Origin of the sequence: Hymenobacter psoromatis, assembly GCA_001596155.1 — a bacterium.
Classification (GTDB): domain Bacteria; phylum Bacteroidota; class Bacteroidia; order Cytophagales; family Hymenobacteraceae; genus Hymenobacter.
Genome location: CP014771.1, coordinates 2,589,773 through 2,612,177, shown reverse-complemented (window position 1 = coordinate 2,612,177; position 22,405 = coordinate 2,589,773). Strand labels below are relative to the sequence as shown.

At 63.9% G+C, this 22,405-nt stretch carries 20 protein-coding genes and 1 other annotated feature; of the genes, 8 read left to right on the top strand and 12 right to left on the bottom strand.

Features of this window, described 5'->3' with window-relative positions:
- Positions 1–79: 79 nt before the first annotated feature.
- The 7 genes from A0257_11060 to A0257_11030 form a co-directional block, all read right to left on the bottom strand.
- The gene (locus A0257_11060) at positions 80–613 is read right to left on the bottom strand and encodes a hypothetical protein (protein AMR27583.1); all 534 of its coding nucleotides are present in this window, start codon (positions 611–613) and stop codon (positions 80–82) included.
- A gap of 30 nt (positions 614–643) precedes the next feature.
- Positions 644–958 (bottom strand): hypothetical protein, encoded by a 315-nt coding sequence (locus A0257_11055; GenBank protein AMR27582.1) that lies wholly within the window; start codon positions 956–958, stop codon positions 644–646.
- Positions 958–1,302 carry a hypothetical protein gene (locus tag A0257_11050; protein AMR27581.1) on the bottom strand — a complete coding sequence of 115 codons (345 nt, stop codon included), beginning with the start codon at positions 1,300–1,302 and terminating at the stop codon, positions 958–960. Before A0257_11050 ends, A0257_11055 begins: the two co-directional genes overlap by 1 nt.
- On the bottom strand, positions 1,299–1,769 hold the full coding sequence (locus A0257_11045; protein AMR27580.1) for a hypothetical protein: 471 nt from the start codon (positions 1,767–1,769) through the stop codon (positions 1,299–1,301). Before A0257_11045 ends, A0257_11050 begins: the two co-directional genes overlap by 4 nt.
- Positions 1,770–1,881: 112 nt before the next feature.
- The gene (locus A0257_11040; GenBank protein AMR27579.1) at positions 1,882–3,804 is read right to left on the bottom strand and encodes a hypothetical protein; all 1,923 of its coding nucleotides are present in this window, start codon (positions 3,802–3,804) and stop codon (positions 1,882–1,884) included.
- Positions 3,805–4,004: 200 nt separating this feature from the next.
- On the bottom strand, positions 4,005–6,338 hold the full coding sequence (locus A0257_11035) for a peptidase S9 (GenBank protein ID AMR27578.1): 2,334 nt from the start codon (positions 6,336–6,338) through the stop codon (positions 4,005–4,007).
- Between the two features lie 108 nt (positions 6,339–6,446).
- A complete protein-coding gene (locus tag A0257_11030) occupies positions 6,447–7,853 on the bottom strand; it encodes a hypothetical protein (GenBank protein AMR27577.1) in 1,407 nt (468 codons plus the stop codon).
- 228 nt (positions 7,854–8,081) lie between these two features.
- On the opposite strand from A0257_11030, the gene A0257_11025 reads away from it, so the two are divergent.
- Positions 8,082–8,417 (top strand): ferredoxin, encoded by a 336-nt coding sequence (locus tag A0257_11025; GenBank protein AMR27576.1) that lies wholly within the window; start codon positions 8,082–8,084, stop codon positions 8,415–8,417.
- A gap of 125 nt (positions 8,418–8,542) precedes the next feature.
- Here A0257_11025 and A0257_11020 read toward each other — a convergent pair whose 3' ends face one another.
- Together A0257_11020 and A0257_11015 are read right to left on the bottom strand one after the other, a co-directional pair.
- Positions 8,543–9,115 carry a hypothetical protein gene (locus A0257_11020; GenBank protein ID AMR27575.1) on the bottom strand — a complete coding sequence of 191 codons (573 nt, stop codon included), beginning with the start codon at positions 9,113–9,115 and terminating at the stop codon, positions 8,543–8,545.
- A gap of 9 nt (positions 9,116–9,124) precedes the next feature.
- Positions 9,125–9,478, bottom strand: a complete 354-nt coding sequence (locus A0257_11015) for a hypothetical protein (GenBank protein ID AMR27574.1) — start codon at positions 9,476–9,478, stop codon at positions 9,125–9,127.
- 164 nt (positions 9,479–9,642) lie between these two features.
- Here A0257_11015 and A0257_11010 point away from each other — a divergent pair, with 164 nt between their 5' ends.
- Positions 9,643–9,915: a hypothetical protein gene (locus A0257_11010; protein ID AMR27573.1), complete on the top strand. Its 273-nt coding sequence runs from the start codon at positions 9,643–9,645 to the stop codon at positions 9,913–9,915.
- 171 nt (positions 9,916–10,086) lie between these two features.
- Here A0257_11010 and A0257_11005 read toward each other — a convergent pair whose 3' ends face one another.
- Positions 10,087–11,154, bottom strand: a complete 1,068-nt coding sequence (locus A0257_11005) for a hypothetical protein (protein AMR27572.1) — start codon at positions 11,152–11,154, stop codon at positions 10,087–10,089.
- 62 nt (positions 11,155–11,216) lie between these two features.
- On the bottom strand, positions 11,217–13,256 hold the full coding sequence (locus A0257_11000) for a hypothetical protein (protein ID AMR27571.1): 2,040 nt from the start codon (positions 13,254–13,256) through the stop codon (positions 11,217–11,219).
- A gap of 167 nt (positions 13,257–13,423) precedes the next feature.
- Positions 13,424–13,646 (bottom strand) — a binding site (cobalamin riboswitch).
- Between the two features lie 239 nt (positions 13,647–13,885).
- On the opposite strand from A0257_11000, the gene A0257_10995 reads away from it, so the two are divergent.
- The 4 genes from A0257_10995 to A0257_10980 are packed head-to-tail and all read left to right on the top strand — an operon-like array spanning position 13,886 to position 16,950.
- Positions 13,886–14,299, top strand: coding sequence for a hypothetical protein (locus tag A0257_10995; protein ID AMR27570.1), 414 nt, complete (start codon positions 13,886–13,888; stop codon positions 14,297–14,299).
- A 4-nt stretch (positions 14,300–14,303) separates the two neighbouring features.
- Positions 14,304–15,305, top strand: a complete 1,002-nt coding sequence (locus A0257_10990; GenBank protein AMR27569.1) for a hypothetical protein — start codon at positions 14,304–14,306, stop codon at positions 15,303–15,305.
- Between the two features lie 28 nt (positions 15,306–15,333).
- A complete protein-coding gene (locus A0257_10985) occupies positions 15,334–16,317 on the top strand; it encodes a hypothetical protein (protein ID AMR27568.1) in 984 nt (327 codons plus the stop codon).
- A gap of 30 nt (positions 16,318–16,347) precedes the next feature.
- Complete coding sequence (locus tag A0257_10980; GenBank protein ID AMR27567.1) at positions 16,348–16,950, top strand: hypothetical protein; 603 nt, start codon at positions 16,348–16,350, stop codon at positions 16,948–16,950.
- A gap of 151 nt (positions 16,951–17,101) precedes the next feature.
- Here the strand turns inward: A0257_10980 and A0257_10975 are convergent, their stop codons facing one another.
- Positions 17,102–18,097 (bottom strand): cation diffusion facilitator family transporter, encoded by a 996-nt coding sequence (locus A0257_10975; GenBank protein AMR27566.1) that lies wholly within the window; start codon positions 18,095–18,097, stop codon positions 17,102–17,104.
- 289 nt (positions 18,098–18,386) lie between these two features.
- On the opposite strand from A0257_10975, the gene A0257_10970 reads away from it, so the two are divergent.
- Together A0257_10970 and A0257_10965 are read left to right on the top strand one after the other, a co-directional pair.
- Complete coding sequence (locus tag A0257_10970; protein ID AMR29723.1) at positions 18,387–19,682, top strand: divalent metal cation transporter; 1,296 nt, start codon at positions 18,387–18,389, stop codon at positions 19,680–19,682.
- A 218-nt stretch (positions 19,683–19,900) separates the two neighbouring features.
- Complete coding sequence (locus tag A0257_10965; protein ID AMR27565.1) at positions 19,901–22,354, top strand: energy transducer TonB; 2,454 nt, start codon at positions 19,901–19,903, stop codon at positions 22,352–22,354.
- Positions 22,355–22,405 lie beyond the last annotated feature (51 nt).

The window sequence follows — 22,405 nt, the reverse complement described above, 5'->3', positions numbered from 1 at the left end:
GGGTCAGGCGGTGGGCCAGTGGTCGGCGGCGAGCGGCCGGGGCCGGCCCCTTACCGGCCGCCGCGCCCGGCCCATTAGCCTACAGGCTGATGACGATTTTGCCCATGTGGGCCGCCCCTTCCAGGTAGCGGAAGGCGGCCAGGGTATCGGCCAGCGGAAAGGTGCGGTCGATGACGGGGTGGATGGCGTTGATTTCCAGCGCCTGCACGTAGTATTCGAACATCTGCCGGCTGCCCACCGAGTAGCCCTTCAGCGTGGCGTACTGCCCGAAGGTCTGCGGCACGTTGAAGCTAGCTTCCAGGCCGCCCATCACGCCCACGAAGCCCACCTGGCCCCCGAAGCGCAGGGCTTGCAGCGACTGCTGGATGGAGTCGCCGCCGACGGTGTTGATGGTCAGGTCCACGCCTTCGCCGCCGGTGAGGGCTTTGGCCTGGGCGGGCCAGTCGGGCGTGGTGCGGTAGTTAATCACCTCGTCGGCCCCCAGCGCCCGCAACTGCCCCGCCTTCTCGTCGCTGCCGGTGGTAGCGATGACCCGCGCCCCGGCGGCCTTGGCGATTTGCAGCGCCGCGATGGACACCCCGCCGGTGCCCTGCGTGAGCACCGTCTGGCCCACGCGCAGGTGGCCGTACTCAATCAGCCCCGACTAGGCGGTGAGGCCGGCAATGGGCAGCGTAGCGGCCTCGGCGCTGCTCAGATGGGCGGGGGTGCGCACCACGCCGACGGCGGGCAGCACCACGTACTCGGCCAGCACGCCGGGCTGCTTCACGCCCAGGTTGGCATCGGCCGAGTGGGGCTTGGGGAGGCCTTGCAGCCAGTCTTGCATGAAGTGGGTGGTCACCCAGTCGCCGGGCTGCCAGTCGGTCACGCCCGCGCCCACGGCCTGCACTGTGCCCGCACCGTCGGCCCCCGGCGTGTACGGCAGGGCCAGCTGCGGGTTGTAGTGCCCGCGCACTATCATCAGGTTGAGGTAGTTGAGTGCCAGCGTACCTGCACGGCTTCAATGACCATTTCCCGGTTCAGATGAGCTGCCAAGTGATTGGTAATCCCCCCTTCACTGCTGCCCTCTGTGGCAACCAGCTTGAAGAGTTTCAGCCCGACTGGGACCTGTTGCACCCGCACTTCCAGGCCCCGGCTCCAGCCTTCGGCAGGCGCTTCCAACCTATCCAGCGCCTGATAGCCCGTTTCCTGGCTCACGCTCACTAACCGATTGCTGCCAAATGCTTGAAGCGCATTTTCAAGGTGGTGAACAACGTCCACCCGGCTCGCTGAATCACTTTTAGGTTCTCGCTGCTGGCCTATCACCTGTCAAAGAGCAGGGTGCGGACCTGGATTTTACCCGCCGGCACGACCTGCTCGAACAGCGCCTGAAAATGGGCATTTTTCGTCAAACCGTCCTGACTGGGAGCATATACCCGGAAGTCAAGCGGCAAAAAATCACCACTTTCTTCACTGCTATGCACGAGGTTGACCAAGCCAATTCCCGTGACCACGCCGTGGGTGTTGCCCGAATAGTGCCATTGTGCGACTTCAATAAAACGGCTATATTTTTTATCCTGCACACTATCATCTACCAGCAGAAAGGCTTCGGGTGAGTCCGCCAGCAAGGGCATTACTAAATCCTGCAACTGCTTGGAGCTAACGGTATTATCGCGCAGAAAACGATACACCTGGTCGTGGCTCACCCCTGGCAAATGCGCGGCTAAATGCGTGCCAGTATAATTTCTGGGCGTATTTAATAAAAAATCAATGTATTTAGCTTGTGTTAGCATCGGACTGAAATTTAACTCCAATAACGGGCGGGTGCGTAAGTCCTAAAATAGTAAGACATAACCAGCAGGTGTTGGGGGTAAGGGCTCCTGTTAAAGTGATTACCCCCCGGCGCTAGTTGGCCTCAATCAGCTGCACGGCTTTTTCGAGCAGCTCGTCGCGGCCCTCGCGGATGCCCTGGATGGTGGGCTTCACCTCCACATCGGGCACGATGCCGATGCGCTGGGTCTCGCGGCCGTCGGGATAATACACGCCGAGGCCGCTAATCCTGGTGCTGATATTGCCGGGCAGGATGATGGCCGATACGTTGCCATCGGCCCCGGCCGTGGTGCTGCCCAGCACCGTGGCGCGCGGTGCCGTGCGCAGGGCCATCGTGGTGAACTCGGCCTGGCTCTGCGTCAGCTCATCCACCAGAATCACGATTTTACCCGCGTAGGCCGGCCCCTTGCCGGAGGGTAGGGTCAGCGGTCGGCTGAACACGAATACGCCAGGGTACGTTACCTGCGGCCCGCTGAACTTCACGAACTGCGTGGGCCGGGCCAACAGGTATTTTGCCAGCGAAAATACCACGAAATCAGAAGGGTAGTTGCGAATATCAATCACCAAGCCCTTAGTTTGCCGGGCCGCCGCCATAATCTCGGGCAGCTGGCTGTTTTTGATGGTGCCCAATGACAGGTAGCCAATGTTGCCGGGGAGCAGGTGCCACGCGGGGGCCTGCGGGTCGGGCGTGCCGCCATCCACGGCCAGGTTTAGCTGGCTGCCGGGGTAGCGGGCCACGGTAACGGGAAATTCGCGCCCGTCGCGGCGCACCACCAGCGCCACCTGCTCGGTGGGGCCGCGCAGCAGGTCCTGGGCAATGTTGCGCAGCTGGGTGGGGTCGTTGGAGGCCGGGGTCAAGGGCCGGCGGGCCTGCACCAGGTCGCTCACTTTCACGCCATCTACCTGCGTCACCACGTCGCCTTTTTGCAGGGTGGTTTTCGCGCCCAGCGCCTCGTTATAGTAGGCAGTTACCACGGCTTGGTCCTCGACGAAGCGCACCTGCACCGGGGCGTAGTACTTGCCGCGGTAGGCCGCCAGGATGGGGTCGGTGTCGAAAATAGTGGCGTGGGTGTCGTGCACGCGGGCAATGAGGGCCAGCGCCGCCAGCCGGTACTGCTCGGGCGTGCTGGCGGCGGCAAACTGCGGAATAAACTCGGGCAGCACCCGCTGCCAATCCTCCCCGATGGCGTAGCGATAGGGGAAGAAATAGGCAATCATGTTCCAGTAGCGGTACAGGGCCAGCAGGCGCAGGCCGGCATCGGGGGTAGGGGTGGCGGCGTAGGCTTCTTCGTGCTGAAAGATGGGGTTGCCGTCCGACGTAGTGCTCACGTAGTAGTGCGGGCCCTGGTTGCGGTTGCGGCGCAGGTAGTCCAGCTGTGTGCGCAGGGCGGGGCCCAGCTGGGCTTCGTCGGTGAGCCAGGCTAGGTCGGGTTGCAGGCGCGTTTTCTCAGGCTTGGGCTCACGACAGGTGCGGCAGGCGGGCACCGGCCCCAGGCTGGTGAGCCAAGCGCTAAGCACCTGGCTGCGGGCTTCTTCAGTCGGGCTGCTGAGCACGCGGGGCAGCACGCGCAGCAGCTCGGCGTCCCAGTTATAGTCGCCGCGGGCCACGGCGGGGTGGTAGTATTTCACAAAGCCCCACACCCGGCCCAGCACCGCCAGGTTATCAACCTGCTGCGCGGCCAGGTGGTCAAGCACAATGCCCGAGTGCCGCCGGAAAGCCGTGTCCTGCTCCGCTTTATACTGCACCACTGGCTTGAGCGATGCCCGGTCGAGCGGCCGGCCGTCGTGGTGCGTGAGCGAGTCGGCGGCCACCTGGTAGCCGTTGCTGGCAGCCAACTGGTTGCCGCCGCCTGGGCTGGTCCACCACCCGGCGGGCAGGTGCGTGCGCTGGTCCACCTGCTCAAAGCTCAGGTTGAGCGGCGGGGTAAGTGCCTGCACCCAGCTGGCCAGTTGAGTGCGCACGAGCAGAGAGGCCACAAACAGCCAGCAGGTTTTCATAGAGCTATAAGAAAAAGGAGGGGCCAAGGCACTCGGATAGAGTAGCTTTTGGGCATAATGGTTGCCAGGTGGCGGCGCAACCGCTTGCATCCGGCCCCGCCTTCAGCCCCACCGCGTGCCGGCCCACATCCACCGCTGACGAGGGGGGTAGGCGGCCGCAGCCGGATTTGCAGTGCCTGTTCGCGTTCCCTACCTCCCTGCTACTGCGCCGCGTTGCGCGGGTCGGGCCGGGGCGTCATCTCGTAGTTGGGCGGGGGGGTAGCGCCGGCCAGGTTCTGCACGAAGTAGTCCCAGCGGCGGCGGGTCATGTAGGGCGAGTAGGCCCCGTAGCCGTGCCGGGCGTTCGGAAACACTACCAGGTCGTAGCTCTTGTTGGCGCGGGTGAGGGCTTCCACTAAGAGCAGCGTATTGGCGGGCGGCACGTTGTCGTCCATGAGGCCGTGGGCCAGCAGCAGCTTGCCTTTCAGGTTTTTGGCGAAGGTGGCGTTGGCCTGATTATCGTAGTTGGTGGTGCCGTCGGGGTTGGTTTTGAGCAGGCCGAGGTAGCGCTCGGCCCAGTCGTCCTCGTAGTTGCGGTTTTCGTGGTTACCCGATTCCGAGATGCCTACTTTGAAGAAATCGGGGTAGCGGAACATGGCCGCCGCCGCCGCGTAGCCGCCGCCCGAGTGCCCCCAGATACCGGCCCGCGCCAGGTCGATGTAGGGGTAGCGTTGCGCCAGCTGCTTCATGCCGGCCACCTGGTCCGCGAGCGTATTCTCATACATATTACCATAGCAGGCATCGTGGTAGCTTTTCGAGCGCAGCGGGTTGCAGCTACCTTCAATCACCACCACCACGAAGCCCAGCTCGGCCAGCGCCTGGTGGTCGCTGCGGGCCGCCGAAAACGACCAGCTGCCCACGCCGCCGCCCTGCGGGCCGGGGTAGATGTAGTTGATAATCGGGTACTTCTTGCCGGGTTCCAGCGTGGTGGGCGTGAATAGTAGCCCATATAAATCAGTCTGCCCATCGGCACCTTTCACCGTGATAGGGGTAGGAGCTTTCCAGCCGGTGGCGGTAAGGCGCGAAATATCGGTCTTTTCCAGCGTCGCCAGCAGCTTGCCATCGGCGGCGCGCAGCACTGTTGCGCCCGGCTTGTCGGGCTGCGAGTAGGTGTCCACGAAGTAGCGGCCCGAGGGCGATAGCGCCACCTGGTGGTTGCCGGCTTCGGGCGTGAGCAGGGTCAGGCCCTTGCCATCGAGCCCGATGCGGTAGAGCTGGGTGAAGTAGGGGTTGGCCGGCTCGCGGCCATCGGCCAGGAAGTAGAGCTGGCGCTTCTGCTCATCCACGCGCAGTAGCTTGGTCACCACCCAGTTGCCCTTGGTAATCTGGTGCTTGACCTTGCCAGTGGTGGCGTCGTAGAGGTAGAGATGGCCCCAGTTATCGCGCTCCGAATACCAGATGACCTCCTTGGTTTTGGGCAAATAGCGCCAATTGATGGCGCCCTGGCCCGACTCGTACTGCGTGGGCACGGTTTCGGTCATCACCTCGCGCACGGCGCCGGTAGCGGCGTCAGCCACGCGCAGCCGCTCCTGCTTGTGGTCGTGCGAGGTAGATACGAACGCCAGCTGGCTGCCGTCGGCGCTCCAGTCCACGTCGTCAAACGTGCCGCTGCTCGAAATATCATCCGAGAGCGTGCCGCGGTGCGGGTCGGGGGCCACTTGCAGGCGCACCACTTTGGCCGGATTTACGTCGATAATTACCCGCTCGATGGTGGCGATGGTTTCGCCGGGCAGCGGGTATTTCCAGGTTTTCAGTTTGGGCGCGCCCACGTTGGTGGTCACCAGGTACATATCGCTCACTTGGCGCTGGTCCTGCCGGAAGGTGGCGATTTTGCGCGAGTCGGGCGACCAGCGCAGCACGGGGGCGTCGCTGTGCGTCCAGCCGGCGTTGTCGGTGGCGTAGCCGTAGTTCTTGGCCCCGTCGGTGGTGAGCTGGGTGAGTTGACCGCTTTTCGTGTCGCGCACCCACAGGTTGTCGTCCTTTATGAACGCCGCCAGCCGGCCATCGGGCGAGTTGATTTCATTGTCGGCATTGGCGCTGAGCGCAGCGGCCGGCTTGGCGCCGGGGCTCACCTTGCCGCTCACGATGTCGTAGTTCCAGCTTTTGCCGCCGGCCGCGAAGGCAAAGCCCTTCTCATCATCCGAAAAATCGAGGTCGCGAAACGGCAGCCGGCCCGCCTCGTAGGCGGTGCCGCTGGCCGCGGAAAGCGCGGCCGCCAGCTTGGCATGGTCGAAGGCCACGGTGCGGGTTTTGCGGGCCGGGTCCACGAGGATAAACTCGCTGCCCCGCGCCGTCAGCACTCGGTACCACAGCCGGTCGTTGGCCAGCCAATGGGGCTGGCCGGCGCTGCCATCAATCAGGGCCTGGGTATTGTAACCCATAAAGCGCTCGGCGCGCGCGTAGTCGGCAGCCGTGAGGGCGGGCTGCGATTGGGCCGAAGCGGCCCCCGAAACGAGGAGCGCCACCACTAGAAAGCCCGGAAAATAGATGTGCATAAGAGGGGTAGGGAACCGGCAAAAGACAGGGTTTTTTTGCCGATGCAAGGTATCACCAAATGCCCAACAGGGCCACGCTCAGGCGGCTCCCTACCCCCTGCTCTTGCCCTACATCGCTTTCATCCACGGCGCGTTCAGGCGCACGTACACCGAGGCCGAGAGGGGTAGGCGGCCATAGCCGGGCGCGTAATAACCGCCCCCCAGATAGTTGCCGCCTTGCAGCGACTGCGGAATAAAATAGCCCGTGAGCTGGCCGCCCACGCTCAACTCGGGGCCGCGCGGGCCGCCCAGCGTGGTGAGGCGGTAGCTGCTGCCCAGCGTGAGGGCATTGACGTTAAAGACCGTTCCCTGGAACGCGTTATCGGCACCGGCCACGTAAAAATTCAGCTCCTCGCTGTCCTTCTGCACAAACTCGTAGCGGCCGTAAAACGTGGGCCGGCCCAGCGTGAGGTTGGTTTCGGCCAGCACGGCGTGCTGGGGGCCTTTGCCCAGGGTTTTATTCATGCCCCACACCAGCGACGACGCGATGTAGTGGCGGTTGCCCCAGCTGCGGCTGTGCAGCACCGACGCGGTGGTGCGGTGCACATTCTCGTCGGGGTGCAGGTCTTCGGGGCTTTTGATGTAGGCGTGGCTCGCTTGCAGCGCCAGGGTGGGGGTAGGGTTCCAGTTGAGGCGGCCGGCCCAGGAGTCAGCGCGGGGCCGGTCGAAGTCGAAGCGGTACTGGTCGGGCTCGCGGCCCGTGAAGTTGCTGCCTTCCAGCTTAAACTGCTTGTAGCGCAGCCCCAGCGTGGCCACCCCGTAGGTGATGTGCGTGGCGTCGGTCCAGTGGTGCGAGAGCGGCGCGTCGGGGTTAGGCATGGCCGAGAGCCGGTGCATAAACGCCGTGGGCCCGATGGCCGGCTCCCCTGGGTAGCCCAGGTAGGCGGTCAGGTCCACATCCTGCGAAAAAGCATGCGTGTAGCCCACGCTCAGCCCCGAAAACAGGTCGTGCGGATGCTGCTTGTCGATAAGCGGCTGGCCTTTATAAGATTCCCCGGTTTGAAACAGCAGCGGGTAGCCGCCGCGCGTTTCGGTCAGCGCGTCGAGGCTCAGCATCAGGCTGAAATTCAGCAGGCCACGCGCGCCCACGCGGCGCTGGGCCATCGTCATAAACCAGTTGGGGCCGTCCACGGCATTGGCGTGGCCGCGCGCGCCGTCGTGGTTGAAGTTCTGGCTGGTGTAGCGCCCGAAGGCCGCGCCGTGGTACATCAGCATCCAGGGGCCTTTGTGCTGCATCCACATGTACATGTCGGTCTGGTCGGGCTGCCAGGCCGTGCCCGAGCCGTTGCGCGACATCGGCAGGTGGCGCGAGTAGGCGTGGCTCATCAGGCCCATGCCTGGCATGCTGCTCATGGCGTGGTGGGCCGTGTCGGCGGGCATCGTCATGCCGGGCATGGCCTGGTGGTCGTGTTGCGCCAGGGCGGGGGTAGCCGCCAGGGCGGCGGCCAGCAGAGGCAAGTAGCTAGAAATTCTCATGTAATGCACAGTTAATCAACTGCTCACTTAACGAGAAAACCAGGCGGGTAGTAGCCTGTCAGAAGCGAAAGGTTAGGGCGGGCAGCGTGCAGAATCCGGGCTTTTCTGCTCTAATCCCCGGATTCTGCACGCTACCTGCCCGCACTTTACACCGACCCTCGCCTACCCCCTCCCGTACAAGGAAGCAGCCCGCTCCTGTGGCCAGCTACTTCCTTTTCCCTTTTCCGTATGAAAAATGCCCCTGTTGAAAACCGCGCCGTCCTCGATGCCCTGGCCCGCTGCGTAGCCGCCTGCGAATACTGCGCCGACGCCTGCCTCTCGGAAGACAATATAAAGATGATGGTCGGCTGCATCCGTACCGACCGCGACTGCGCCGACATCTGCCGGGTCACGGCCGCCTTCATCGCCCGCAACTCGGCCCACGCGCCCCACATCATGAAAGAGTGCATCGAGCTGTGCCAGAAGTGCCACGACGAATGCGCCAAGCACCAGCACGACCACTGCAAGCAGTGCGCCGAGGCCTGCAAAGCCTGCCTCGAAGCCTGCAAGAGCTACCAGGCATAAAACATTTGTCCTTGCGAGCGTAACGAAGTGAAGCGCGGCAATCTTTCCTAATCGTCGGGGTAGTAACCCTAACGTGCAGGAAAGATTGCCGCGCTTCACTTCGTTACGCTCGCAAGGACAATTATTTAGCCTAGCGCGTCGAGCGAGAGGCGGTCGGGCTGGAGCATGCGGCGGAACTCGCTCACCGAGCGGCCCGTCACCTGCCGAAACTGGTTACTCAAGTGTTGGCCCGAGCTGTAGCGCAGCTGGTCGGCAATCTGCACCAGCGTCATCTCGCCGTAGCTGAGCAGCTCCTTCACGCGCTCTATCTTCATGCGAATGAGGTACTTCTCGATGGTGAGGTTCGCGGTGCGCGAAAATACCTTGCTCAGGTGTGAGTAGGTAGTGGCAAAGCGGTCAGCCAGAAAAGCCGAGGTCGTGAGCGGCGCGGGCGCGGTGCGCAGGTGCTCCAGATATTCTTGCAGCACGCCCTTAATTTGCTCGGTCAGCTGCTCGGCGCGGTCCAGGAGCACGTCGAAGCCGGCTTCGCGCAGCAGCGGGGCCACCTCGCGGGGGTCAACGGGCGTGCTGGACGCCAGCTGCGCCGTGCCCAGCGTGACGCTGGTGGGTTCGTAGCCAGCTTTCACCAGCAAGTTCTGAACCGCCTCGACGCAACGCGGGCAAACCATATTTTTGATGTGCAGCAGAGTGGTTTTCACGGAGTAGAATTAAGGTAAAATAGGTGAACGACGGGGCCCCGCCGGCTGGCGGGTTGGCTGGCTGGCCCGGCGCGCCGGAGCCGGCGTAGAAGCTCCCAGCCAGCTTTTGCCAAACCAATGGGTGCTGGCCCACCCAATAAACGGAATTACCACCAGAAAAGTAACGGATAACAAACAAAAACCTACGAAAAACGCGGCCACTAACCGCCCAAAAAACCGGTCGCCGAAGCCAAACAAATACAGTACCAGGCTGGCACTCAACACAAAGCTAATGGCGGCCAGCACACCCACCCGGCGCCAATTATAGGCGGCCAGGCGGCGACGCAAGCCTTGCGAGCGGGAAGGGGGGGTAGGGCGAGCCATCGGGGCAAATTTACCGCCGCCGCCGCAACTGCGCCGCAACCGGGGCGCGGCGTCCAACTTTTGCGCGCGGTGCTGGCCGCGGCTCGGGGCGGCGGTAGTACCTTGCGCCTGGTTTTTCCTCACTGCCTGCCCTCGCCGGGGGTAGCCGCTATTTTTTCTATTCCATGACTACCCGCACTTTCCGCTTGCTCGGGCTGGCTCTTGCCCTTCCTCTTCTTCTCAGCGCTTGCAACGACCGCACAAAGCCGGGGGCCGTCAACGTGGAGCAAGGGTCGATTAAAGGGGAATATATGTCTGGCCACCAAGGCACTCCCAACGGCGATTCGCTCACCGCTGGCCTCACCAAGGACACCAATCGCCAGCCCACGGGCGAGCAGCTTTACAAAGATGCCGCCCGCTCAGCCGACAAAAACCACGACGGCGTAGCCGACCACTAATCGCGGATTGAGCGGATAGCGCAGATTTCGCGGATGCGAACGGCGCTCACGTCCACGACTTGCTAACAAGAAGGCCTCTCTTTCGCGAAGAAAGAGAGGCCTTCTTGAGTTAAAAAGCAGTTTAGCGCCGTTCGCATCCGCGAAATCCGCGCCAGCTGCTCAATCCGCGATTTAGTAGAATACGAAGCCGTTGGGGCCTACTTTCACCGTAAACGAGTCGATGGCGGCCCCGCCGGCGGCCGGGTAGCGCAGAAAGCGGCCGTTGGTGGTGTAGCCGGTCGAAACGGCCGCGTAAAGCGTGTTGTCGCGCGGGTCGATGCCAAAGCCATTGAAATTACGGCGGATGAAGGGCGTGGCGGGCAGCGTAGTGGCCGTCGTGCTCATCTGATATTCGGCCCCGTTGAAGCCGTAGTACAGCTGAGTTTTATCGGGGCTGATGCGCAGCTGGGTGGGGCTACCCCCAACAAAAGCCAGCTTGAGCTGCGTAGTCGGGCTGGCCGTGGCAAAACGCACCAGGGCAGCTGGCGTGCTGCTGATGATATTGTATGGCGGTACCGAATTATAGACCGTGAAGCCTGAGCACAGCGCCCAGATGTTGCCGGCCTGGTCGGCCATCACGTTGCGCGGGCCATCGCTAACGGTGACGGTAGAGGTTACTTTATTGGTAGTCGCATCAATTACTGACACCGTATTATCATAGCTGTTAGGTACATACAGCAAGCCGTTGAGCGCGATGAGCTGCTCGGGGTTGCGGCCCACCGTGATGCTGTCGATAACCGTGTTGGTGGTCAGGTTCAGCACCATCACCTTGCCGGGCTGGTAGTTGGTGTAGGGCCCGCGCCACGACGTGACGTAGCCCCGCGTGGCCGAGGTAGCGGCGAAATAGCGCGGCTGCCGAATGTTGCGGATGGTGGCGACCGACTTAAAATCGGGCAGGCTCACCACTTCCACCTTATTAGAGGCATTCACGCACACGTAGCCGCTACTGCCCACGACGCCCATATCCTGGATGACATCGCCGAGCTTGGAGCCGCCATTGGCTGCCCCGAAGGCATCCACGACCAGCGTTTTAGTCGATTTGTCGAAGGCGCTCACGACTCCGTCGCCGGCACCATACTGGCCTTCGCTCAGCACATACACGCCGGTGGTGGCGGGCACTACGGGGTCGGGGTCGTGCTTAGGGTCGCAGCTGGCCAGCACCACGGCGCTGAGCAATGTCAAAAGAAGCGTTTTTTTCATACATGAAAAGGGTAAATACCGATAGCTAATCGGCCGGAAAAAAGAAAGTATTAAGTTGAAAATCAGTGATAATCGTAGCGCAGGCTGACGCTGAACGCCCGCGGTGGCGCGGGCCGGGCCGGGTAGCTGTCGTAGGCGCGGTTGAGCAAATTGGTGCTCTGCACGAGCAACGTGAGGCCGGTGCGGTGGGGTAGGGGCACGGTGCGGCCCAGCGTGGCCCCCAGCAGCCCCACCGCCGGCAAAAAGCTGCTAGCCGACGCATCAGTATAAGCAAAGCTGCTGAAGGTGAACGCCGCGCTGGCCAGCCAGCCGCGCCACGCGTGGTCGGTGCTGAGGGTGGCGCGGTGCAGCGGCACGTAGGCCAGCTGCACGCCCACGGGGTCGGTATCGGCAGCGACGCCCTGCGTTTTTTGGGTCGAGGTGAGGCTGTAGCTGGCCCTTACCGCCGCGCGGTAGCGGCCCTGGCGCAGGCGCAGGGCCGAGCTGGCTTCGAGGCCCTGGCTGCGCACCTGGCGCAGGTTGCGCGGCGTGTAGGTGCCGCCCGCGCCCAGCGGCAGCCACTGCACCCAGTTGTCCACCAGCTGGTAAAAGGCCGTCAGCTCGTTTTCCAGCTGCAAAAAGGCGGCCGTGCCCAGGCGCTGGCGTAGGCCCACTTCGTAGCCACCGCCCGCCTCGGCCAGCAGGTCGGGGTTGCCGCCGGGCCGCCAGTAGCGCTCGTTGAGGGTGGGGGCGCGGTAGGTGCGCGCCGCGCTGGCCTTGAGCGTGAGGCCCGGCTGCTGGGCGGGGGGTAGGGAATCAACAGCCGTCGTAACCGGCTGGTATAAATCCCACTCCAGGCCTACGGTGGGCGTGAGGGGGGCCAGGCCCGCCGGCAGCGCCGCCTGCCGCAGGTTGGCCGACAGGCGGAGGGTAGGGCGCGGGTCGTAGCGCAGCAGCGCGAAGGCGGCGGCCCGGTTTTCAGCAATCGGCTCGTCGCCGTAGCCATCCACCAGGGCGGCAAAGTGCTGGGCCTCCACGCCCAGGCGCAGGCTGGCGCGCGGGCCCAGCGGGGCCGTGTAGTCGGCCTGGCTTTGGGTGGTGCGCACCCGCGAGTTGCTGATGGCGCCCTGGTCGGAGTAGTTGATAATATCCTCAAACCACGCCCCGCGCACCGACCACTGCCCGCCGCCAGTCGTGGCGCGCCGGTAGCCTAGCACCAGGCGGCGGCTCTGGTCGATTTCGCGGGCGTTGGAGCCGGCCACGCTGGTGCCCTGCTGAATCTCGCGGTCGGCGTCGGTCAGCCACACCGAGGCGGTCAGTTCGCTGGCCGTGCCCACGCGCCAGGCCAGGTCGGGGCTGAAGCTCCACTGGTGGCGCAGGGCCGCGTTTTGCAGGGTGTAGCGCACCAGGCCGGCGGGCTCGCGCACCAGGTAGGGGTAGTTGTTTTGGGCTTCGCGGTAGCTGGCGGCCACGCGCACGGCCAGGGCAGGACCCGCCGCGCGGGCCTCCACGTTGCCGCCCCGCAGGCCAAAGCTGCCGGCATCGGCCTGCACGCTGCCGCGCACGCCGGGCCGCCAGTCGGGCTCGGTGCGCAGCACGATGGCCCCGCCCACCGCCCCGCTGCCGTAGAGCGCCGCGGCCGGACCCAGCTGCACCGAAAGCTGCGTATTGCCACTAATGGGCAGCAGCGACAAGTCGTTCTGACCCAGGGTAGGCAGCATGATATTCAGCCCGTTCCAGAGCACGGCCGTGTGCTGCGAAGAGGTGCCACGCAGCGAAATCGTAGCCAGCTGCCCCGGCCCGTAGTTCTTGATATAGAGCCCGAGCCGGCTCCCGAGCACGTCCGTCACGGTGCCGCCGCGGTACTGCGCCAGCACCGCCGAATCTACCTCCAAGCGGCGGCTGCCCACGGCAAACTGCTCGGGCCGCACAGCGCGCACCTGCGCCTCGGGCAGCCGGTGGGCGCGGGTGGTGAGCGTATCGGGCCGGGCGGGGGGGGTAGGGCGGCCGGGCGCGGTTTGAGCGTGCGCGGCGGGGCCGGCCGCCAGCAGCGCCGCCAGGGCACAGCCGCGCGTCCGGCCCGAAGAGCCGAAAAAGATTTTTACTAAAAAATTAAAAACCAACACGAACTAAATTTTCTGGCGAAAATTCAGTCCAAAACCCCGTCAAAATTCCCGGCCAAAACCGGAAACCCCCGCCGGGGCTGAGGCCAAGCGCCCCCGCCTACCCCCGGCCGCGGGGCCGGGGTGGGGTAGGGATGCTCGTTCTCCGCGCGTCCTCCGCGCGCGCTGAACCTGTGAATTGCCCTGGCAGGTTTCCTGGCTTGCGCTGCCGGGTGGGCGGCCTTCCCACCAGCCTGGTTATCAAGCGATAATCAAAGCCAGCAGTGGCGTGGGGTGCCCACCCCGATGTAGCGCGTACAGTTGCGGGGACAGCTCCGGCATTGAACCGGATTCCCTTTTCAACCTCGCTCCGTGGGTAGGAGTCTGGTCACCGTGGCGGGCGCAAAGGTAGCGCCGGATATAGCATAAGCTTTAGCTTGTGCGTCAGTAGGTCGCGCCCACGCAACTGGGGTAGGCAAGGGTTTTATAAAATTATGGCAGTAGGAATGAAAAATAAGTGGCTGATTATCAAAAAAATAGCTGATAGTCTGGTCATGTTAACTAAAAAACCCTTGACCGTGGACTATACCCCACGGTGTTTATTGGGGTGCGCTTCGGCCCGCCGCTTCCCATTTCGACTTTATCGCACCATGCTCATCGGGGAAATCGTGCGCCAGACCGGCGTTTCGCGGGATACTATCCGGCACTATGAAAAGCTGGGTTTGCTGCCAGCGGCGGGCCGGCCTTCCGCCTTTAACAATTACAAGAGCTACCCGGCCGCGACCGTGGCGCGGCTGGCGCTCATCCAGCAGGGTAAAGACCTGGGCTTCACCCTGGCGGAGATTGCCGACGGGCTGGATTTGTGGGGAAAAGAAGGACTTTCGCCCGCTGAGCTACGGCTGCGCATCACCGAAAAGCTGGCCGCAGTGGAGGAGAAAATGCGCCAGCTGGAAGCGCTGCGCGGCCGCCTGCGGCACAGCCTGAATGAGCTGGAAGCCCGGCGCTGCGCGGCCGGAGCCGGCGAGCCTACCCCGGTCAACTGTCCGGCTACTAGTAATTTATAAGCTTATGAACCAGCGCATTGTAATTGACCGGCCAGGCGGCCCCGAGCAGTTGCGCCTGCGCGAGGAGCCCATCCCGGTGCCCCAGCCCCACGAAGCCCTCATCCGGGTGCGGGCGTGCGGCGTGGCCTACGGCGACGTGATGCGGCGGCGGGGGGCGGTGCCCGGCTCGTCTTTTCCCCTCACCCCCGGCTACGATTTGGTGGGCGATGTGGAGGCCGTGGGCCGCGCCGTAACGCGGGTGAAGCCCGGCGACCGGGTGGCGGCCCTGCCCGGCCTGGGCGGCTACACCACGTATACCTGCCTGAATGCCAGCCAACTAATTCCGATACCCGCGTCGCTGTCGCCCGTGGCGGCCGTGAGCGCGGTGCTCAACTACGCGACGGCTTTTCGCCTGCTGACGCGCGACACCCGGCTCCAGGCCGGCCAGCGCGTGCTCATTCACGGGACGGGCGGGGGCGTGGGCACGGCCGTGTTGCAGGTGGCCCAGGTGCTGGGCATCCAGGCGTTTGGCACGGCCTCGACGGGCAAGCAGGCCCTGGTGCGGGCGCAGGGGGGCATTCCCATTGACTACGGGAAAACCGATTTCGTGCGGGAAATTGAGCGCCTGACCGGCGGGGCCGGGGTCGATGCCGTGCTCGACCCCATCGGCGGGCCGCACTTAGCGCGCTCGTATCAGGCCCTGAGCCGCACGGGTACGCTGGTGCTATTCGGGGTTTCCGACGCCCTGCAGGGCTCCGGCCACCCCCAGCTGAAGCTGCTGACGACCATGCTGCGGTTTGGCTGGCTGAAGCTGCGGCCGGGCGGTAAGCGGGTGATAACCTCCTTCGTGGCGTCGGAAAAGGACTGGCACGCCGCGCAGCCCGATGCCGCCGCCATGCTCCACTGGCTGAGCGAAGGCCAGCTTCACCCCCTCATTGCCCAGGTGCTACCCCTGGCCCAGGCCGCCGAGGCCCACCGACTGCTGGAAGAAACCCGGCCCGCCGGCAAAATCGTGCTGGAGCCGTAATTACTCCCTGATAATCATGTCTTTATTTTTGAAAATCGGCCTGCCCCTGGCGGGCGGCTTGCTGCTGGGCGCTGCCACTTACTACTATTGGCTCCACGCCCCGCTGCCCGCCGTGCCGCCGCTGAGCGCCACCCCGCGAGCCGGCTCCCTGCTGGTGGGCGCGCGCCGGCGCACGTACCGCGCCTACGTGCCGGCCGGCCTACCCCCCGGCGCGCCGCTGGTGCTGGCGCTGCACGGCTCCAACCAGGACGGGGCCACGCTGCGGCGCTGGATGGGCTACGAGCTGGACGAGCTGGCCGACCGCTATGGCTTCGCCGTGGCCTACCCCGACGGCTACCGGGGCAATTGGAATAACTGCCGCCGCGCCGCGACTTTCCCCGCCAAAACCGAAAACGTGGACGACGTGGGCTTCCTGCGGGCGCTGGTGGCGCACTGCCGGACCGAGTACGGCACCGACCCCGGCCGGACGTATGCCTTCGGCTTTTCCAACGGCGGGCAAATGGCCTTTCGGCTGGCGATGGAGGAGCCGCGCCTGGTGGCGGCCATCGCCACGGCCGGGGCCAACCTGCCCCCGCCGGAATCCTGCACCTGTGCCCTGGCGGGACCCACCGCCCGGGTGCTGCTGGTGGCCGGCACCCAGGACCCCATCAGCCCCTACGCGGGGGGTAGGGTGACGCTGTTTGGGTTTGGCAACCGGGGTATGGCCCTGTCGGCGCGGGCCACGGCCGAAGCCTTCGCCCGGCGCAATGGTCTGGCGGATAGTCCCGTAGCTACCGTGCTACCCCACCAGCGCGCCGCCGACCCCACGGCCGTAGCGCAGCTCACTTGGCGGCGCGATGGTGAGCCCGTGGTGGAGCTGTTTACGGGGCGGGGCGGGGGCCACGTGGTGCCGCAGCCCCGGTTTCGCTTCCCGCGCCTGCTGGGCCGCACCACGGCCGACCTCGACACCCCGGCGCGGGCAATAGCGTTTTTTGGGTTGGATAAGGGGCCGGTTAAGCTGCTGGCGGAGTAGCTTCGCGGCCCCGGTTTCTTACCTTCGCCCGTGCTCCTACCCCCCGAATTCTACCAGCGCCCCGACGTGCTCACCATTGCCCGCGAGCTGCTGGGTAAGCGCATTTGCACCCTTATTGATGACGAATTAACGACCGGTCGCATCGTCGAAACCGAAGCCTACCGGCACGAGGGTGACCCTAGCATCACGCTGCATTTGCAGCGCAAGGCCCGGCAGGCGCAGGCGCTGTATCAGCCCGGCGGCCACGCCTACCTCTACACCGTGTACCGGGTGCACACGCTTTTCAATATCACTACCCACGACGCCGGGCACCCCGACGCGGTGCTCATTCGGGCCATCGAGCCGCTTGAGGGAATTGACGTGATGCTGCGCCGCCGCAGCCTGCCTAAAGTAGCGCGCAACCTCACTGCCGGCCCCGGCGTGCTCAGCCAGGCGCTCGGCCTTACCCCCGCCCTCAACGGCGAGCTGCTCACCGGGCCAGATATTTGGCTTGAAGACGCGGGCGAAATCATTGAGGAAGAAAATATTATTGCCAGCTCCCGCGTGGGCTTGGAGTATGCTGGTACGGAAGCCGTGGCCCTACCCTGGCGTTTTCGCCTGAAGGACAGCAAGTGGACCAGCCCGGCGAAATAGTGAAGTGGTGAATAAAAAGAACGTCATGCTGAGCTTGTCGAAGCATCTCGCTCGCATCGTTGAACGGTTGAGGTTAGTTCACCACGCGAGATGCTTCGACAAGCTCAGCATGACGTTCTTTTTATTCACCATTCACCATTTCATCACCTCACTATTTCGCCAAATGGTGCCGCTCGTCCTTCACCGCATTGTGAATGTCCCACTCAACTTCGTGCTCGAACGCGTGGCGGCGCACGGGGCAGCCGGGCATGTGGCACAGCGAGCAGGCGGCGAAGGAGCACGGGTCGGCGTGCACGAACATTTCAATTTCCACGGCCGCGAAACGCGCCCGAATCAATTCCTCGACCTCGTGGATTTCGGTGTGGACTTTTTCCAGCGAGAGGTAGTAGGGCATCTGCATGTGGCAGTCAATGTGCAGGTTAGCGCCGTAGCGTTGCACGCGCAGGTTATGCACATCTATCCAGCAGGGTCGGCGCAGGCGCTGCAATTCGGCGATTACTTCGGCCACGGTCGAGAGGTCGCTCTCGTCCATGAGGCCCGACACGGAGCTTCGGACCAGCTGGTAGCCATTGAATAAGATAAAAGCGCCCAGCGCCAGCGCCGCGCCCGCGTCGAAGCGGATGATGCCCGTGAGCTGCACCAGCACCAGCGCCGCCGACGACACGATGCTCGTGAGCGCGTCGAGGTAGAGGTGCTTGCCATCGCCCGCCAGCGCCACCGACTGCACCCGCCGCCCGGCCCGCACCAGCCACATGCCCAGCCCCAAATTGACCACCGCCGTGCCCGCCAGCAGCGCCACGCCCCAATCGGGCCGCGCCACCGGGTGCGGGTGCAGAAAGCTCAGCGTGGCGCTGTACAGGATAAATATGCCGGCGATAAAAATCAGCGCGCCCTCGAAGCCCACCGACAAATACTCGATTTTGCCGTGGCCGTAGGGGTGGTTTTCGTCCTTGGGCAAGTCGGCCAGGTAGAGGCTGTACAGCGCGAAGCCGCTGGTAAACACGTTGATAATGCTCTCCAGCGCGTCCGTGAGTACCACCTGCGATAAGGTGAGGCGGTAGGCGTAGAACTTGGTAAAAACCAGGACGATACTCACGACCAGCGAGAGCAGGCCCAGGCGGCGCTTGAGGCCAGGCGATGCGGACATAACGAGCAGGTTGGGTCCGCAAAGGTCGGCAGGGGTGGGCGGAGTTCAGGCGGGTAGGGTAGGCTTTAGCCAGCCGCCGTTGGTAGCCGGCAGCCTAAAGCCTACCCTCCACCCTCAAAACTTTTTCGGCCAGAAGAGGGTATTTAGGCAAGTTTAAAAATATTTTTAGGCCAGTCTAAAAATCTTCTTACCTTTGCAGCCGCTCCCTACCAATTCCGTGTCGCCTCTCGCTACCCCCCCCGTTGCTGTTGTTGCGCCCGAGCCGGGCTGGCGGCACCCCCGCCGCGGCATTTCGCTGAGCGAGGTGCATGGCAGCATCCCGGTGCCGGGCGAGGGCGCTTCCTTTTGGCAAAAATTCCGGGCCTACTGGGGGCCGGGGCTGCTGGTGTCGGTGGGCTACATGGACCCCGGCAACTGGGCCACCGACATCGCGGGCGGAGCCAAGTTTGGCTACACGCTGCTGAGCGTGGTGCTGCTTAGTAACCTGTTTGCCATGCTCTTGCAGCACCTGGCCGTGAAGCTGGGGGTAGCAACCGGGCGCGACCTGGCCCAGGCCTGCCGCGACCACTATTCCAAGCCCGTGGCAATGGTGCTGTGGGTGCTCTGCGAAATCGCCATCGCGGCCTGCGACCTGGCCGAAGTCATCGGCTCGGCCATCGCCTTCAACCTGCTTTTCGGCCTGCCCATCGCCTGGGGCATCGTCCTCACTACCTTCGATGTGTTGCTGATATTGCTGTTGCAGAGCAAGGGTTTCCGGGTAATTGAAAGCCTGGTGATGGCGTTGATTTTCACCATCTTCGTCTGCTTTCTCTACGAGATTATTGCCTCGCACCCCGACTGGTTGGGGCTGGCTGCCGGGCTGGTGCCGCAGGCGCAGGTGGTCAGCAACCCGGCCATGCTCTACGTGGCCATCGGTATTCTGGGGGCCACGGTGATGCCGCATAACCTGTACCTACACTCGGCCATCGTGCAGGTGCGGCAGATTGAGCCCACCGAAACGGGCAAGCGCTCGGCCATCAAGTTTGCCACCATCGACTCGACTACGGCGCTAGGGCTGGCCTTTTTCGTGAACGCGGCCATCCTGGTCACGGCCGCCGCCGCTTTCCACGGCAAGGGCTACGACGACGTGGCCGACATCGCCGACGCCCACAAATTGCTGACGCCGGTGCTGGGCGCGGGCGCAGCCAGCGTGGTGTTTGCCATTGCGCTGTTGGCTTCGGGCCAAAGCTCCACGCTCACCGGCACGCTGGCCGGGCAGGTGGTGATGGAAGGCTTTCTGCACATCAAGCTGCGGCCCTGGCTGCGGCGGCTGGTCACGCGGCTGCTGGCCGTGGTGCCGGCTTTCATCGTGGCGGTTATTTACGGTGAAAAAGGCACCGGCCAACTGCTGGTGCTCAGCCAGGTAATTCTCTCCTTGCAGCTCTCGTTCGCGGTCATTCCGCTGGTGCTTTTCACCAACGACAAGCTCAAGATGGGCGTGTTCGTGAACCGGCCCTGGCTGCGCTTCACTGCTTGGGCTGTGGCGGGTATCATCCTGGTGCTGAACGCTTTTCTGCTCTACCAAACCTTTGCTGGGAATGAGTAAACGGCTACCTGCTTTTTAAGTAACGGCTGGATTTTGCATGTAGGGTGCGGGGCTTGCCCCCGCCCGTCGTTGCCCGAAACCAGCGCCAGTCGTTCAACGACGGGCGGGGGCGAGCCCCGCACCCTACCCCCCTCATTTCCCCCCAACCCGGATTCTTTTTTCAAGTGGCTTTTCAGCCGCTGCCGGCTTTGCCTTGTCTTTTTTTATTGCTTACTTATATGAAGCAACTTCTTCTCTTTCTATTCTTTATCCCGTTTTTAGCCCATGCCCAGACGCCTTTGCGTGGGCTGGTGCTGGACGCGCAGGGCCGGCCGGTGCCCTTCGCCAGCGTGGCAATACCGGCCCTCACGCAGGGCACGACGGCCGACGAAAACGGCCACTTTACGCTGCCCGGCTTGCCGGCCGGCCCCCAGAAGCTGCAAGTGAGCGCCGTGGGCTACGCCACGGCGACGCCTACGGTTACCCTACCCACCAATAAGTCCTTGATTATCAGAATCACGGCGGAGGGCAAAACCCTGAACGAAGTAGTGATAACCGGCGTGGGCCGGGCCACCGAAATCCGGCGCTCGCCGGTGCCCATCGCGGCCATGTCGCAGAAGGAAATTCGGCTGAATGCTAATTCCAACGCCATTGACGCGGCGGTGCGCGGCATTCCGGGCCTGAGTGCCGTGACGACGGGGCCGAACATCAGCAAGCCGTTCATCCGGGGGCTGGGCTACAACCGGGTGCTGACCATGTTCAACGGCCTGCGCCAGGAAGGGCAGCAGTGGGGCGACGAGCACGGCATTGAGGTAGATGGCTACCTTGTGGACCGCGTGGAGGTGGTGAAAGGCCCGGCCAGCTTGCTCTACGGCTCCGATGCCGTGGCGGGGGTAGTAAACCTGATTCCGGGCCTGCCCAAAGGCCCCGACGGCGAGGTGCATGGCGAGGCGCTGGCCGAGTACCAGGGCGTGAACGGCATGATTGGCAACTCCTTGGCTTTCAACTACCAGAAGAATGGCTTTCAGACCAGCTTGCGCGCCAGCCGCCGCCAGGCCCACGACTACCGCAACCCCGTGGACGGGCTGGTGTACAACACCGGCTTTCGGGAGGTGCAGGTGGCCGGGATGCTGGGCGTGCAGAAGCAGTGGGGCGGCGCGCACCTGTGGCTAACCACTTTCGACGACCGCCAGGAAATCCCCGATGGCAGCCGCGACTCGCTGAGCCGGCGCTTTACCCGGCAACTATTCGAGGGTGATAAGGATGATATCAAGGACCGGCCAATAGTGAGCGACCATGAGCTTCAACGCTACGGTATCAGCGACTTGCGGCAGCGCATTCAGCACTACCGGGCCTTCGGCACCACGGAGGTGCGCCTGGGGCCGGGCGAGCTGCGGGCGCTGCTGGGCGTGCAGCAAAACCACCGCCAGGAATTCAACCACCCCACCGACGCCGACCAGCCGGGCCTCGACCTGCAATTGACGACCGTCAACTACCAGGCGCGCTACCTCTTCGATGCCGTGCACGGCTACGAGTTTACGGTGGGGGCCAACGGCATGAGCCAGGATAACAAGCACTTAAACGCTACCGACTTTCCGATTCCGCCTTATAAATTGTTTGATTTGGGCGGCTTCGGGCTGATTAAGAAGGCTTTCGGCGCGCTGGAGCTGACCGGCGGCCTGCGCTACGATACCCGGCACGTGCATTGGAACGACTTCTACGTGGGGCCTAACCCGGCCAACGGCTTCGACCACGCCGTGGGGCAGGGCACCACCGATGCGGACTTGCAGTTCGCCGCCTTCCAGCGCACGTTTACGGGCGTTTCGGCCAGCCTAGGCGGCTCCTACGCCCTGGGCGACAAGCTGGTGCTGCGGGCCAACATCTCGCGCGGCTACCGGGCTCCGAACATCCCTGAAATCGGCTCCAACGGCCTCGACCCCGGCGCGCACATCATCTACCTGGGCAACCGCTCATTCGTGCCCGAATTTAACGTGCAGGAAGACATTGGGATTTTGTATAAGTCGCCCGACTTTGAGGGCAGCGCGGAGGCGTTCTACAACCACGTCAATAACTTCATCTACCAGGCCAAGCAGTTTGATGCCAACGGCAAGCCCCTGCGCGACCCGGTGGGCAACTCGACCTACCAGTTTCAGCAGGCCAAAGCCGACCTCTACGGCGGCGAGGTGGCGTTCAATATTCACCCTGCCGCCCTGCCCTGGGTGAGCCTGCGCACCGGCGCGGCGCTGGTCATCGGCCTCAACCAAAACCCCGAGCTGCGGGCGCGGGTGGGCGATGCCGGCCGCTACCTGCCCCTGATTCCGGCCCCGTCGTCGCGCTCCGAGCTGCGCTTCACCGCGCCCGACCGCAAAACGAGCGCCTTCGCGGCCCCCTACTTCCGCTTCACGGTGGATGCCACGACCACCCAAAACCGCTTCTACGCCGTGGATGGGGCCGAAACCCGCACTCCCGGCTACGTGCTCTGCGGCGTGGGGGTAGGCACCAGCCTGCGCACCAAGGGCGGCCGCGAGGTCATGCAGCTGGTGCTGCAAGGCGACAACCTCTTCAACGTGGCCTACCAGGCTCACCTCAACCGCCTCAAGTACTTCGAGTACTACGCGGCTTCGCCCAACGGCCGGTCCGGCATTTACAGCCCCGGCCGCAACCTGGCCGCCAAGATTGTTGTGCCGTTTTAGGTTACTAATCAATTCATTTTCAATATTCTGACCACAAACTGGCCGCCAAAT

Bases quoted from the DNA above. Each gene is read 5' to 3' on its own strand.
- A0257_11055 (AMR27582.1), bottom strand. From the start codon at position 958: ATGATAGTGCGCGGGCACTACAACCCGCAGCTGGCCCTGCCGTACACG.
- A0257_11045 (AMR27580.1), bottom strand. From the start codon at position 1,769: ATGCTAACACAAGCTAAATACATTGATTTTTTATTAAATACGCCCAGA.
- A0257_11040 (AMR27579.1), bottom strand. From the start codon at position 3,804: ATGAAAACCTGCTGGCTGTTTGTGGCCTCTCTGCTCGTGCGCACTCAA.
- A0257_11035 (AMR27578.1), bottom strand. From the start codon at position 6,338: ATGCACATCTATTTTCCGGGCTTTCTAGTGGTGGCGCTCCTCGTTTCG.
- A0257_11030 (AMR27577.1), bottom strand. From the start codon at position 7,853: ATGAGAATTTCTAGCTACTTGCCTCTGCTGGCCGCCGCCCTGGCGGCT.
- A0257_11025 (AMR27576.1), top strand. From the start codon at position 8,082: ATGAAAAATGCCCCTGTTGAAAACCGCGCCGTCCTCGATGCCCTGGCC.
- A0257_11015 (AMR27574.1), bottom strand. From the start codon at position 9,478: ATGGCTCGCCCTACCCCCCCTTCCCGCTCGCAAGGCTTGCGTCGCCGC.
- A0257_11010 (AMR27573.1), top strand. From the start codon at position 9,643: ATGACTACCCGCACTTTCCGCTTGCTCGGGCTGGCTCTTGCCCTTCCT.
- A0257_11005 (AMR27572.1), bottom strand. From the start codon at position 11,154: ATGAAAAAAACGCTTCTTTTGACATTGCTCAGCGCCGTGGTGCTGGCC.
- A0257_10995 (AMR27570.1), top strand. From the start codon at position 13,886: ATGCTCATCGGGGAAATCGTGCGCCAGACCGGCGTTTCGCGGGATACT.
- A0257_10990 (AMR27569.1), top strand. From the start codon at position 14,304: ATGAACCAGCGCATTGTAATTGACCGGCCAGGCGGCCCCGAGCAGTTG.
- A0257_10975 (AMR27566.1), bottom strand. From the start codon at position 18,097: ATGTCCGCATCGCCTGGCCTCAAGCGCCGCCTGGGCCTGCTCTCGCTG.
- A0257_10965 (AMR27565.1), top strand. From the start codon at position 19,901: ATGAAGCAACTTCTTCTCTTTCTATTCTTTATCCCGTTTTTAGCCCAT.